Annotated in this window: 11 protein-coding genes and 1 pseudogene; 10 read left to right on the top strand and 2 right to left on the bottom strand. The window is 71.1% G+C overall.

Going from position 1 to position 11,962, the window contains the following annotated elements; all coding sequences use genetic code 11:
- Positions 1 to 4 precede the first annotated feature (4 nt).
- Positions 5 to 757: an iron ABC transporter ATP-binding protein gene (locus GVV76_RS03220; RefSeq protein ID WP_159522203.1), complete on the top strand. Its 753-nt coding sequence runs from the start codon at positions 5 to 7 to the stop codon at positions 755 to 757.
- 131 nt (positions 758 to 888) lie between these two features.
- Here the strand turns inward: GVV76_RS03220 and GVV76_RS03215 are convergent, their stop codons facing one another.
- On the bottom strand, positions 889 to 1,863 hold the full coding sequence (locus tag GVV76_RS03215; protein ID WP_159624910.1) for a sugar-binding transcriptional regulator: 975 nt from the start codon (positions 1,861 to 1,863) through the stop codon (positions 889 to 891).
- A gap of 201 nt (positions 1,864 to 2,064) precedes the next feature.
- Between GVV76_RS03215 and GVV76_RS03210 the strand changes: the two genes are divergently transcribed.
- The 5 genes from GVV76_RS03210 (at position 2,065) to GVV76_RS03190 (ending at position 7,237) form a co-directional block, all read left to right on the top strand.
- Positions 2,065 to 3,057: a phosphotriesterase family protein gene (locus tag GVV76_RS03210; RefSeq protein WP_159522207.1), complete on the top strand. Its 993-nt coding sequence runs from the start codon at positions 2,065 to 2,067 to the stop codon at positions 3,055 to 3,057.
- Between the two features lie 16 nt (positions 3,058 to 3,073).
- On the top strand, positions 3,074 to 3,733 hold the full coding sequence (locus GVV76_RS03205; RefSeq protein WP_159522209.1) for an orotidine 5'-phosphate decarboxylase / HUMPS family protein: 660 nt from the start codon (positions 3,074 to 3,076) through the stop codon (positions 3,731 to 3,733).
- Positions 3,730 to 4,698 (top strand): L-ribulose-5-phosphate 3-epimerase, encoded by a 969-nt coding sequence (locus GVV76_RS03200; RefSeq protein WP_236263180.1) that lies wholly within the window; start codon positions 3,730 to 3,732, stop codon positions 4,696 to 4,698. The genes GVV76_RS03205 and GVV76_RS03200 overlap by 4 nt, the downstream gene beginning before the upstream one ends.
- Before the next feature lie 144 nt (positions 4,699 to 4,842).
- Positions 4,843 to 5,790 carry a sugar kinase gene (locus GVV76_RS03195; RefSeq protein ID WP_159624908.1) on the top strand — a complete coding sequence of 316 codons (948 nt, stop codon included), beginning with the start codon at positions 4,843 to 4,845 and terminating at the stop codon, positions 5,788 to 5,790.
- 49 nt (positions 5,791 to 5,839) lie between these two features.
- Positions 5,840 to 7,237: an MFS transporter gene (locus tag GVV76_RS03190; RefSeq protein WP_159522213.1), complete on the top strand. Its 1,398-nt coding sequence runs from the start codon at positions 5,840 to 5,842 to the stop codon at positions 7,235 to 7,237.
- A 197-nt stretch (positions 7,238 to 7,434) separates the two neighbouring features.
- Here GVV76_RS03190 and GVV76_RS03185 read toward each other — a convergent pair whose 3' ends face one another.
- Entirely contained in the window at positions 7,435 to 8,199 is a 765-nt protein-coding gene (locus GVV76_RS03185) for an L-ribulose-5-phosphate 4-epimerase (protein WP_159624906.1), read from the bottom strand.
- A 246-nt stretch (positions 8,200 to 8,445) separates the two neighbouring features.
- Between GVV76_RS03185 and dhaK the strand changes: the two genes are divergently transcribed.
- The 4 genes and pseudogenes from dhaK (at position 8,446) to GVV76_RS03170 (ending at position 11,940) form a co-directional block, all read left to right on the top strand.
- Complete coding sequence (gene dhaK / locus GVV76_RS03180; protein WP_159624904.1) at positions 8,446 to 9,456, top strand: dihydroxyacetone kinase subunit DhaK; 1,011 nt, start codon at positions 8,446 to 8,448, stop codon at positions 9,454 to 9,456.
- Positions 9,453 to 10,148 (top strand): annotated as a pseudogene (dhaL, locus tag GVV76_RS10195) (dihydroxyacetone kinase subunit DhaL); the annotation flags it as partial. The gene dhaK and the pseudogene dhaL, both read left to right, overlap by 4 nt.
- 177 nt (positions 10,149 to 10,325) lie before the next feature.
- The gene (locus tag GVV76_RS10190; protein WP_175994139.1) at positions 10,326 to 10,769 is read left to right on the top strand and encodes a PTS-dependent dihydroxyacetone kinase phosphotransferase subunit DhaM; all 444 of its coding nucleotides are present in this window, start codon (positions 10,326 to 10,328) and stop codon (positions 10,767 to 10,769) included.
- Between the two features lie 241 nt (positions 10,770 to 11,010).
- The gene (locus GVV76_RS03170; RefSeq protein WP_159522221.1) at positions 11,011 to 11,940 is read left to right on the top strand and encodes an aldose 1-epimerase family protein; all 930 of its coding nucleotides are present in this window, start codon (positions 11,011 to 11,013) and stop codon (positions 11,938 to 11,940) included.
- The last annotated feature ends 22 nt before the right edge of the window (positions 11,941 to 11,962 follow it).

The raw sequence follows: 11,962 nt of genomic DNA, 5'->3' as shown, positions 1-11,962 counted from the left end.
CACCATGATCGACCTGTCCGGTGTCCGCAAGGCCTACTCCTCCGAGGTCTCCATCGGGCCGGTGAGCCTAGAGATACCCGCCGGGGGCATGACCGCCTTCATCGGCCCCAATGGCGCGGGCAAGTCCACGCTCTTGACGATGATCGGCCGACTGCTGGGCATCGACGAGGGCGCCATCACCGTGGCCGGCAAGGACGTGACCACCACGAGGTCCGCCGAGATGGCCAAGATCCTGTCCATCCTGCGCCAGGAGAACCACTTCATCTCCCGCCTCACCGTCCGCCAGCTCGTGGGCTTCGGGCGATTCCCCCACAGCCATGGGCGCCTGACCGCCGACGACGAGCGCGTCATCAGCCGCTACATCGATTTCCTCGGCCTGACCGACCTGGAGTCGCGCCACCTCGACCAACTCTCCGGCGGCCAGCGCCAGCGCGCATACGTGGCCATGGTCCTCACCCAGGAGACCGAGTACGTGCTCCTCGACGAGCCGCTGAACAACCTCGACATCGCCCACAGCGTGGAGATGATGACGCACCTGCGCCACGCCGCCACGGAACTCGGCCGCACGATCCTCATCGTCCTGCACGACATCAACATCGCCGCCCGCTACGCGGACCGCATCTGCGCCATCAAGGACGGCGGCGTCGCCTTCTTCGGCACCCCGGCCGAGGTCATGGACCCCGCGGTCCTCTCGAAGGTCTTCGGCACCGACATCACCGTCATCGAGGGCCCTCACGGCCCCCTCGCCTGCTTCTGAGCCGCGGGGAGTTGCCCGGGCCGCGCTCCCCGCGCCGACAGGCGCCTTGCGCCCCGACAGGCGCTCCCCGCCCCGACAGGTGCGGGCCGCCCGCTCCAGTGGGCGCGAATCGCACCGGTCGGCGTAAGGGCTCAGCGCCTCGCGGTCTCCGGGGCGAGAACGGCGCGGGCGGTGGGCTCATCCGTGGCCAGCGCGGAGAGGTAGCCGCTGCGCAGGGCCGCCAGGATCGCCGTCGTCTTATCGGCTCCCGCCGCGACCCCGATGACCAGCGGGATTCCCGCCAGGCGCTCCAGTCCCAGGCACAGGGTGCGCTCGCAGATCGCGGTATGCACATGGCGGCCGTTGGCGTCGAGGTGATGCCCGCAGATATGGGCGACGACGCCCTTGGCCCGGCACTCGGCGATGACCTCCGGCGTCATCCACCGCCGCAGCAGGGGGCTCACCCCCAGCCCATCGCCGACGGCGCCGATGCCGGTCAGCGCCGCGTCCGAGCGGGCGGCGAGCTCGATCGTCGTCGAGACCTGCTCCTCCTGGCGCATGCCCGTGGCCATGGCCAGGGAGTCGAAGACGAGCGGCACGGTGAGATTGCGGTAGTGCCCGCCCAGGCGCAGGGCCATGGAACGGGAGATATTGGGGCCGTCCTCCAGGTTGAAGGACTCGCCGGCGCTGCCCACCATCGCCACCACCATCGAGTCCGGCCAGATCTGCTCCGGCAGGTGATGCGCCACCGCCCCGACGGCGCGCCCATTGGAAACGGCGACGACGCAGCGCCGTCCCACGTGCTCCAGCAGGAGCTGCCCGGCCGAGCGCGCCAGCTCCGCGCTGACGCCCTGTTCCCCCGGGGGGCGCGCCTCGCAGACCCGGGCCTGCTTGAGGCCGAAGACCCGCGTCAGTTCCTCCTCAAGCCCCATGAGGCGCTCGATCGGATGGGCGACCGTGATCGTGACGACCCCCTCGCGCCGGGCCTCGGCGAGCATCCGGGAGACCGTGGGGCGCGAGTAGCCCAGGCGGGAGGCGACCGCCGCCTGGTCGAGCCCGTCCTCCCAGTACAGGCGGGCGACGTCGAGCAGCAGGGACAGTCGGGATCGACTAGTTGCAGCGCACATCTGTTCCTTCTCGACTCGTCAGGGGTGTGGGTGGGCGGCGTTTCCAAGGCGCGTGCTGCGATTCTAGGACGCGCCGGCCCGAGAGCGCGTCAGAGGTCGTGAACCTATGTGCACCGCTGGGGCGTGATCCTCACTGGCCGACTCCTAGGCTCGTCCATGCCATCCGCGCATCGGGCGCGGTCCGTTCGAAGGAGAACCCGCATGAGCATCGTCCGCACCATCCACGGTGATGTCGACGCCTCCACCCTCGGCGTCGTCAACGCCCACGACCACCTCATCCGCGTCGGCGCCGGCGAGGTCTACATCGACCCCGACCACCTCCTCATCGACGAGGACAAGGCTGTCGAGGAGGCCACGTACTTCGTGGACGCCTCCAAGCGCTTCGCCACTTCCGGCACCATCGTGGACATGTGCCCCGCCTCCTCGGGGCGCGGCGTCCTGAAGCTGCGCGACGTCGTCGACCGGGTCCCCGACCTCCAGGTCATCCAGGCCACCGGCTTCCACCAGCAGAAGGTCTACCTGGAATGGCGTCAGTCCTGGGTCAACCAGTACACCGTCACCGAGATCGCCGACCTGCTCATCGCCGACATCGTCGAGGGCGTCGACGCCAACGACTACATGGGGCCGCTGGTCAAGCGCACGGACATCAAGGCCGGCTGCATCAAGTGGGCCACCGCCTACGGCAAGATCACCGACTGGGAGGTCAAGACCGGCCAGGCCGTCGCCATCGCCTCCAAGGAGACCGGCGCCCCCATCAACACGCATGTCACCGCCGGCACCTGCGGCCCCGAGCAGGCGCGCTTCCTCATCGAGCACGGCGTGGCGCCCGAGAAGATCGCCATCGGCCACATCCAGCGCAACTGGGACCCCTGGATCCACGAGCAGATCACCTCCCTCGGCGCCTACGTGGAGCTCGACGGCACCAACCGCATCAAGTACGTGCCGGACAATGCCCGCGTCAACATCATCAAGACCCTGGGGGACAAGGGCTACGGCAAGCAGATCCTGCTGGGCACCGACTCCGGCAAGGCCTCGTACCAGAAGGCCTACGGCTCGGTCTCCGGCATCGACTACGACCCGGCCGTCTTCTGCCCGCGCCTCATCGACGACGAAGGGGTCGACCCCGCCTACGTCCAGGACCTCCTGGTGAACAACGCGGCGACCTTCTTCGCCTTCGAGCCCCTCGCCGGCTGAACGGGGGAAGAGGATCATGTCACCTTCGCCCGGGCTGCAGATCGCCCTGGACACCTTCGACCTTCCCAGCGCGCTCGGGCCGCTTCAGAAGGCGGCCCCCCACGTCGACGTCATCGAGTGCGGCACCATCCTCGTCCTCGCCGAGGGATTCCACGCCGTGAGGGCCGTGCGGGCCCTGTTCCCGGACAAGGAGATCCTCGCCGACGTGCGCATCGCGGAGGCCGGCTCCAAGATCGCCCGCATGGCTTTCGAGGCGGGGGCCTCACTGGTCAGTTGCGTCGCGGGGGCCTCCATGGCCACGATCGAGCAGGTCTGCGCCGTCGCCGCCGAGTTCGACGGCGAGGTCCAGGTCGAGCTCGCCGACGAGTGGTACGACGCCGACCGCGCCCGCGCCTGGCGGGAGGCCGGGGTCCAGCACGTCATCGTCAAGCGCTCCCGGGACCGCGAGGCCGCCGGGGACCTGTCCTGGAAGCCCGAGGACCTGGGGCGCGTCGACGAGCTCGCGGGCATGGGATTCACCGTGACGATCACCGGTGGGGTCACCCCCGCCGACCTGTCGGCCTTCGCCGGCCACCCGGTCGGCATCGTCATCGCCGGGCGCTCCATCGTGTCCGCCGCCGACCCTGCCGCCGCGGCGGCCGAGCTCAAGCGGGCCATCGAGGAGGTGTGGCCGTGAGCGCGAGTGTCCTGGCGGGGTCGGCGTCCTCGGCCAGTGGCTCCAGCGCCACGCGGCCCAACGGCTCGCCCCGGGCCGACGATCCCCTGGCCGAAGGCCTCAGCCTGGGGATCTACGAGAAGGCCCTGCGCGGGCCCGCCCCCGTCACGCCCCCGCAGTGGCGGGACTTCCTCGCCCAGGTGGCGCAGGGCGGGTTCTCGTTCCTGGACCTGTCCATCGATGAGTCCCCCGAGAGGGAGGCCCGCCTGGACTGGTCCCCCGAGCAGTGGCGCGCCGTGCGCCGCGCGGCCGAGGACGCCGGAGTGATGATCGGCGGGATCTGCCTATCCATCCACCGGCGCATCGCGCCGGGCTCGGCGGACCCCGCCACGCGCCAGCGCGCCCGCGAGGTCATGGCCCAGGGCCTGCACGCCTGCCACGAGGTGGGCGCCCCGGTCCTCCAGATCGCCGGCTACTACTGCTTCTACGAGGAGCCCGGGCCGGACTCGGCGCGCTGGTACGCCGATCTCCTCGTCGAGTCCGTCCCCCTGGCCGCCCGGCTCGGGGTGGTCATGGGCATCGAGAACGTCGACGGCGTCGGCGTCACCTCCATCACCCGCGCCATGGAGCTCGTGGAGGAGATCGATTCCCCCTTCCTCCAGGTCTACCCGGACCTCGGCAACATCGCCGAGCAGGGCCTCGACCCGCGCGTCGAGATCCCCGCGGGGCGCGGCCACATGGTGGCCATGCACGCCAAGGACGTGCGCCGGGGCGAGCCGCGCCGCGTGGAGATGGGAACCGGGATCGTCGACTGGGACCTCTCCTTCTCCCTCCTGGCCGACCAGGGCTGGGCCGGGCGCCTCATGATCGAGATGTGGAACGATGATGCCCCCGATTCTGTTGCCAGATGCGTGGCCGCCCGGTCCTTCATCGAGGAGCGGGCGCGCGCGGCGGGCATCGCCATCGTCGGTCCCGAGTCCCCCTGATCACCCCGTGGGCCGTGATGCCCGCCGTCAACCAGTCCCTGCCCGCCCGCGGCCAGCGCCGCACGACCCCACCACTCGCACGATCCGTACCACCGCACCACCCGGGCCGGACCCGGCCCAGCCCGGAGAACGAAGGAGTTCGCCATGACCTATGACCTATCCACGATCGGTGAGGGGCAGATCCGCCTCACCTGCGAGCGGGGAGACCGGCTCATCACCGCCCGCACCCTGCGCATGACCGCCGCCGGCTCGGAGGCCAACGTGGCCGGCCTGCTCTCCGAGCTCGGCCGCTCCACCACCTGGGCCTCCAAGCTGCCCAAGGGCGAGCTCGCCGACCGCATCGCCCTGGAGTACTCCGCCGTCGGCGTCGACATGAGCCACGTGGTGCTCACCGACGAGGGGAGGGTGGCGCTCTACTTCCTTGAGCCCGGCGAGTTCCCCCTGCCAGGGAAGGTCACCTACGACCGGCAGCACACGCCCTTCCGCTCGATCACTCCCGCCGACTTCGACTGGGACTCCCTGCTCGACACCCGCGTCGTCTTCCTCACCGGGATCACCGCGGCGCTCACCCCCGAGACCGCCGGCGTCGTGCGCTACTTCGCCGACGCCGCCCGTGAGCGCGGCGTCGACATCGCCCTCGACGTCAACTTCCGCTCCCTGCTGTGGAGCGGCGAGCAGGCCCGCGAGGTCCTCGAGCCCATCGCGAGGGTGTCCTCGATCCTCTTCTGCTCGCGCACCGATGCCGGCATCGTGTTCGGCATCGACGGCGAGGGCATCCAGGCCTGCCACAACCTGCGTGAGGCCATGGGCGCGCCCATCGTGGTCTCCACTGACGGGCGAGCCGGCACCTACCTCTCCTCCGAGAGCGACGAGAAGGTCTTCGACATCAAGCCCGTCACCGTCATCGACCGCCCGGGGGCGGGTGACTCCTTCGTGGCCGGCACCCTCCACGGCTGGCTCGACGGCGACGTCGTCGCCGGCATCGAGATGGGCACGCGGGTCGCTCAGCTGGCCCTCACCCATCACGGCGACCTCACGCATGTGCGCCCCGGTGAGCTCGCCCTGCTAGGCGGCTCCGACATCGTCCGCTGAGGCGGGCCAGCACACACATCGGTTCAGCAAGGTATAGATAGGTTCAATGATGAGCGCATCGACTCTTACCCCTCCGCGCGGCGCGACCGCCGCGGAGCAGATCGACAACCACCGCCTCACCGGCCATCAGAAGTCCCTCATCTCGATGGCCATCGTGGGCAACGTGTCGGAGTTCTTCGACCTGTTCCTCATCGGCTTCATCATCAACATGCTCTCCAGCGCCCCGGGCTGGAGCCTGACAGGGATACAGTCCGGCATCATCCTGGCCGGGGCGGGACTCGGCACGGTCCTCGGCTCGATCATCTGGGGGCGCCTGGCCGACAGGATCGGCCGCAAGCAGGCCTTCATCTGGTGCATCATCGTGCTCGTCGTGTTCACGGCGGCCTCGGCGCTCACCCCCGTCAACGGCTGGATCATCCTGGCCATCCTGCGCACCGGCGTGGGGTTCGGCGTCGGCGGCCTCAACATCACCTCCGTGCCCTACGTCCAGGAGTTCGTCCCCGCCAAGCAGCGCGGACTCCTGTCCGGCCTGACGAGCGTGTTCATCCCCGCCGGGATCCTGCTGGGCAGCCTGGTCACGAAGTACTTCGGGGACGACCTGGGCTGGCGTGGCCTCATCGCGGTGGGCTGCGTTCCCATCGTCCTGCTCGCCTGGACCCGGGTGGTGCCCGAGTCGCCGCGCTTCTACCAGACTCACGGCCGTGAGGCCGAGGCGCGGGAGGCCTACGCCTGGGCGATGGAGATCCCCGTGGAGCAGGTGGCCTCCCTGCCGGAGATCCCCCAGGAGACCTCGGTGGCGTACTCCACCATCCTCAAGCGCTACCCGCGTCAACTGCTCGTGGTGTCGCTGGGCTCCTTCTGCTTCATCCTGGGGTCGTTCACCGTGCAGTCCTGGGGGCAGACGCTGCTCGGGCAGTCCTTCAAGTTCGACGGCGGCATGGTGGCCACGCTGTTCATCCTCGTCTCGCTCGGCGACCTCCTGGGGCGCCTGGGCTCGGCTTGGATCTCCGACCGCATCGGGCGGCGCCTGACCATGCTCGGCTGTGGCGTCATCGGCGGCATCGGCGCGCTCATCGCCGCGCTGTCCACGACGATGGTCGACGACGGCGCCGCGAGCACCGCGGGGACCGCCGGCTGGGTGTTCTTCATCGGGATCCTCATCATCATGACCTTCGGCGACGGCGCCTTCGGGATCCTCAACGCCTTCGGCGGCGAGCAGTTCCCGACCTCCGCGCGCTCCACCGGCCTGGGGCTCGGCTACGGCATCGGCGCGATCGCGAAGGTGGCGGGGCCCTACCTCGTGGGCGCCCTCATCGGCGGGGACAAGCCCACTAGCACCGACGTCGTCTTCGTGCCCTTCCTCATCTTCGCCGTGCTGCTCGTGCTCGGCGGGGTGACCTACATGTTCGCCACCGAGACCAAGGGCGCCTCCCTCGACGACATCTGACCCCTCCCCCCCCCGTCGAGACTGGTCGAAAATAAGAGCGAGACCGGTCGAAAACAAGAACGAAACCGGTCGGGAACTCCGCTTGGAGCGCTCCCGACCGGTTTCGTTCGTCATTTCGACCGGTCTCGCTCGTCATTTCGACCGGTCTCGCTCGTCATTTCGACCGGTCTCGGATATAAGAGGGGGTGATGGGTGGGTTAGTGCTGTCCGTAGACGTTCTGGTAGCGGTCGTTGAGGCTGTCGATGGCCGCCTGGTCGATCGGGATCGGGGTGCCGCCGTCGCGCGCGATGTGAACGGTGCGCGCCACCTCCTCGCACATCGCGGCGGCCTTGACCGCCGCCCGCCCATCGGCGCCGATAGTGAAGGGGCCGTGGTTGGCCATGAGCACCGCCGGCGAGCGCGATCCCGACAGCGTCTCCACGATGCCCCGGCCGATCGAGTCATCCCCGATGAGCGCGAAGGGCCCCACCGGGATCTCGCCGCCGAACTCGTCGGCCATCATCGTCAGCACGCAGGGGATCGGTTCGCGCCTGGCCGCCCACGCCGTCGCGTACGTTGAGTGCGTGTGCACCACCCCGCCCACGTGCTCCATGTGCCGGTAGACGTAGGCGTGCGCGGCCGTGTCCGACGATGGCGCGAGCGAGGCGGGCGTGCCGTCGTCGATCTTGGTCCCATCCAGGGAGCACACGACCATCGTCTCGGGCGAGAGCTGGTCGTAGGTGACGCCCGAGGGCTTGATGACGAACAGGTCCGTCTTCTCCGGCCCGTTGCCGCGATCCACGACCACCCTCTCGGAGACGTTGCCCGCCGTCCACACCACGAGGCCCCATCGGGGCAGCTCGGCGTGCAGGGCGGCCACCCGCTCCCGGGTGGCGGCGACGGCGGAGCGCAGCTCCTCATCCAACTCGGCCAGGACGATCCGGCCGGCGGGGGATGGGGCGGTTGACGAAGATGCTGACATGACGGTTTCTCCTCACTGGGATCGCGGGCCGGAGGGCCGGGCGGTGCTCCGCGACAGCCGTCCCGACCTGCTCACATGCTGATTCGGTGGTTTCCCTGACGGCTCCCGATTGTCACACTGGTGCGGAGGGGATCTCACCGGGCTGCGTGCACATCGGTGCAGTGCCAAGCCCGCCCCCGCCGAGCGCGGCGCGGGATCCCGCCGATCCGCCTGCGCGCCGGGCCCGGGGCGAGTAGCGTCGGCGGCATGAAGAAACTCATCAACGCCATCGACGCCGTTGTCCCCGAAGCCCTGGCCGGAATGGCCGCCGCCCACCCGGGTGAGCTCCGGGTGGATCCCGAGCACCGCGTGGTCTACCGCGCCACCCCGAAGGCCGAGGGCAAGGTCGCGCTCGTCTCCGGGGGCGGCAGCGGCCACGAGCCCCTCCATGGGGGCTTCGTCGGCACCGGGATGCTCGACGCCGCCTGCGCGGGAGAGATCTTCACCTCCCCCGTTCCCGACCAGATCGTCGCCGCCACCACCGAGGTCGACCGCGGCGCAGGGGTCCTGCACATCGTCAAGAACTACACCGGCGACGTCATGAACTTCGAGATGGCCGCCGAGATCGTGGACGTGGAGTCCGGCATCAAGGTCGCCACCGTCGTCACCAACGACGACGTCGCCGTCGAGGACTCGCTCTACACCGCTGGGCGGCGCGGCGTGGGCGTGACCGTCCTGGTGGAGAAGATCGCCGGCGCGGCTGCCGAGGAGGGCCAGCCGCTGGAGGAGGTCGCCCGCATCGCCGGAGCGGTCAACGCCGCGGGCCGCTCCATGGGCATGGCCCTGACCTCCTGCACCGTCCCCGCCAACGGCAAGCCCTCCTTCGATCTTCCCGACAACGAGATGGAGATCGGCATCGGCATCCACGGGGAGCCCGGCCGCCACCGCGCTCCCATCGCGCCCGCCGCCGAGATCGCCAAGAGGCTCGTCGAGCCGATCCTCGCTGAGCTACCCGCCGCCGACGGCGAGGACCGGGGCGTCATCGCCTTCCTCAACGGCATGGGAGCCACGCCCCTGCTCGAGCTCTACCTCATGTACGGCGAGGTCGCGAAACTCCTCGATGCCGCCGGCATCACCGTGGCCCGCAGCCTCGTGGGCGACTACATCACCAGCCTCGACATGGCCGGATGCTCGCTCACCCTCGTGCGCGCCACCGACGAGATGCTGCGCCTGTGGGACGCCCCCGCCGTCACCCCCGGTCTGAGGATGGGCGCATGAGCGCCGCTCCCGCCGAATCCTCGGCCGCGCCCGCTGCCCCGCCGTCCCGGCTGACGGTGGAGGATCTGAAGTCCTGGCTGCGCGTGGCCGCGGCGCGCATCGCCGAGCGCGCCGATGAGCTCACCGAGCTCGACGCCGCCATCGGCGACGCCGACCACGGCGCCAACATGCGGCGGGGCATGGCCGCCGTCGTCAAGGCCATCGACACGGCGAACGGGGCCGACGGCGCCCCGGTGCTCGCCACCGCCGACGCGCTGCTGAAGAAGACCGGCATGACGCTCGTCTCCTCGGTCGGCGGGGCCTCCGGCCCCCTGTACGGCACTTTCTTCATGCGCATGGGCGCCTCCCAGGCAGGCGTCACCGAGCTCGGCGCCACCGAACTCTCGGAGGCCATCGACGCCGGAGTCGCCGGCATCGTGGCCCGCGGCAAGGCGGGCGCTGGGGAGAAGACCATGCTCGACGCCTGGTACCCCGCCCTGGAGGCCCTGCGCGCCCACGGCGAGGACCTGGCCGCGGGGACGGCCGCCGCCGCGCGCGCCGCTGCCGAGGGCCGCCAGGCCACCAAGCCGATGATCGCCACGAAGGGCCGCGCCTCCTACCTGGGCGAGCGCTCGCAGGGGCACATCGATCCGGGCGCCGCCTCGACCGCGATCATCCTGGGGGCCCTGGCCGACGTCGTCGCCGGGACCGCCGAGGCTCCCGGGGCTGGGGCCCAGGCCGCGCAGGAGCCCGCCGAGGTGTCGCGGCCCCAAGAGGCCGCGGCGCCTGCGACGACCGGTGCGACCGGTGCGACCGGTGCTCCCGGGGCGCCAGTGGAGCGGCCGGTGCCCGCTCCCACCACTGAGGAGGGGCGCGGAGCCGACGCCGGTATGACGGGCGCAGCCGGTACGAGGGGCGGCACCGTCGGTATCGTCCTGGTCTCGCACTCCCGAGCCCTGGCCGAGGCCGCCCGTGACCTGGCCACTGGGCTTATGGCCTCGGTGAGCGCTCCGATCGAGATCGCCGCCGGCCTGGCGGACGGAGGGCTCGGAACCGATGCCGCGGTCGTCGCCGCCGCCATCGAGCGCCTGGCCGCCCAGCCGGGCAATCAGGGCGTGCTCGTCATCGCGGATCTTGGCAGCGCCATCATGAGCGCCGAGGCCGCCCTGGAGCGGCTCAGTCCAGCGGCGGCCTCCCGCGCCCGCCTGAGCCCGGCTCCCTTCGTCGAGGGTCTCATCGGCGCCCACGGCGCCGCCGGGATCGGCCTCGACCTGGAGGCGGTGGTCGCTGAGGCCGCCAAGGCCGCCCCCGCCAAGGCCGCTCAGATTTCCTGAGCCCCCGGCTGGACCATGGCCCGCCCCGGTACGGGCGCGTACCGGGGCGGGTCGATGCGTCCACCGACCAGCCCGGCGATCGGAGCCCTCGCGCGGTCATCCCGAGATGAGCGAGGCGCTGGCCCGCCGGATCAGCGAGCGGTGCCTATCGGTCCTTGAGGAGCAGGGGGAGGGATGGATTGCCTAGGATGGGCGGCGACCGGCGCGGCGACGCGCGGCGGCATACGAGGGAGGAACACCGATGATCAACGGAGAGCTCATCGACCTGCGGGCGGGCGATTACGCCGCGCGCATCGCCACCGCGGGGGCCACCCTCGTCCACGCGCGCCGTGGGGGCCGCGACCTCGTCCTCCCCTTCGACGCCGCCTCCGAGCTCCCCCCGGGCTGGCAGGGCAAGACCCTCGCCCCGTGGCCCAACCGGACCGCCGGCGCCGCATACGCCTACGGGGGCACTGACTACCTCCTGCCCCGCAACGAGCCGGAGACGGACTCCGCCCTCCACGGGCTGGTCGGCTGGCTCGACTGGCAGGTGGCCGAGGTCGCAGAGGACTCCGTCACCCTTGAGGTGCTGCTGCCCGCCTCCTACGCCTACCCCTGGGCCCTCGAGCTCTCCAGCCGCTGGGAGCTCGACGCCGAGGCCGGTCTCACGATGACGCTCACCACCACCTGCGTCGGCGCGGCGCGGCCCTCCGAGGCTGTCGTCGGCGCCCCGCTCTCCGACGGCGCCCTCCTCCCCGCCCCCTACGGCGCCGCCTTCCACCCCTACCTCCTGCGCGGCGCGGGCGCCGACGACTGCGTCCTCACGGTCCCGGCCGCCGCGGTCCTCACCGCCGATGAGCGGATGGTTCCCAACGGCCTCGTGGACGTGGCCGGCACCGACTGGGACTTCCGCTCCGGGCGCCCGATGGCCGGCGTGAGCGTGGACAACGCCTTCACCGGCCTTCCCGAGGGCGCCTGGCAGGTGCGCGTCGAAGGGGAGGGGGGCGCCGTCGTGCTGTCCTCCGACGCCCCCTGGGCGCAGGTCTACACCGACGACGGCCTCGGCCGCCGCGCGATCGCCGTGGAGCCGATGACCTGCCCGCCCAACGCCCTCAACTCCGGCGACGGCCTCCTGACCCTGGCCGTCGGAGAGTCCCACGCCCTGGCCTGCGCCCTGCGCGAGGAGCGCTGAGCGGCGCCCGCCCCGGCGCCCG

It is taken from the genome of Actinomyces sp. zg296 (assembly GCF_009829695.1).
In the GTDB taxonomy this organism is placed as follows: Bacteria; Actinomycetota; Actinomycetes; order Actinomycetales; family Actinomycetaceae; genus Actinomyces; species Actinomyces marmotae.
Note: the sequence above shows the minus strand (reverse complement) of the source record. Positions and strands in the feature narration are given on the sequence as shown.

What these genes read in the sequence shown, in the direction of transcription:
- GVV76_RS03220 (WP_159522203.1), top strand. Translation starts at nt 5, where the DNA reads ATGATCGACCTGTCCGGTGTCCGCAAGGCCTACTCCTCCGAGGTCTCC.
- GVV76_RS03215 (WP_159624910.1), bottom strand. Translation starts at nt 1,863, where the DNA reads ATGTGCGCTGCAACTAGTCGATCCCGACTGTCCCTGCTGCTCGACGTC.
- GVV76_RS03210 (WP_159522207.1), top strand. Translation starts at nt 2,065, where the DNA reads ATGAGCATCGTCCGCACCATCCACGGTGATGTCGACGCCTCCACCCTC.
- GVV76_RS03205 (WP_159522209.1), top strand. Translation starts at nt 3,074, where the DNA reads ATGTCACCTTCGCCCGGGCTGCAGATCGCCCTGGACACCTTCGACCTT.
- GVV76_RS03195 (WP_159624908.1), top strand. Translation starts at nt 4,843, where the DNA reads ATGACCTATGACCTATCCACGATCGGTGAGGGGCAGATCCGCCTCACC.
- GVV76_RS03190 (WP_159522213.1), top strand. Translation starts at nt 5,840, where the DNA reads ATGAGCGCATCGACTCTTACCCCTCCGCGCGGCGCGACCGCCGCGGAG.
- GVV76_RS03185 (WP_159624906.1), bottom strand. Translation starts at nt 8,199, where the DNA reads ATGTCAGCATCTTCGTCAACCGCCCCATCCCCCGCCGGCCGGATCGTC.
- dhaK (WP_159624904.1), top strand. Translation starts at nt 8,446, where the DNA reads ATGAAGAAACTCATCAACGCCATCGACGCCGTTGTCCCCGAAGCCCTG.
- GVV76_RS10190 (WP_175994139.1), top strand. Translation starts at nt 10,326, where the DNA reads ATGACGGGCGCAGCCGGTACGAGGGGCGGCACCGTCGGTATCGTCCTG.
- GVV76_RS03170 (WP_159522221.1), top strand. Translation starts at nt 11,011, where the DNA reads ATGATCAACGGAGAGCTCATCGACCTGCGGGCGGGCGATTACGCCGCG.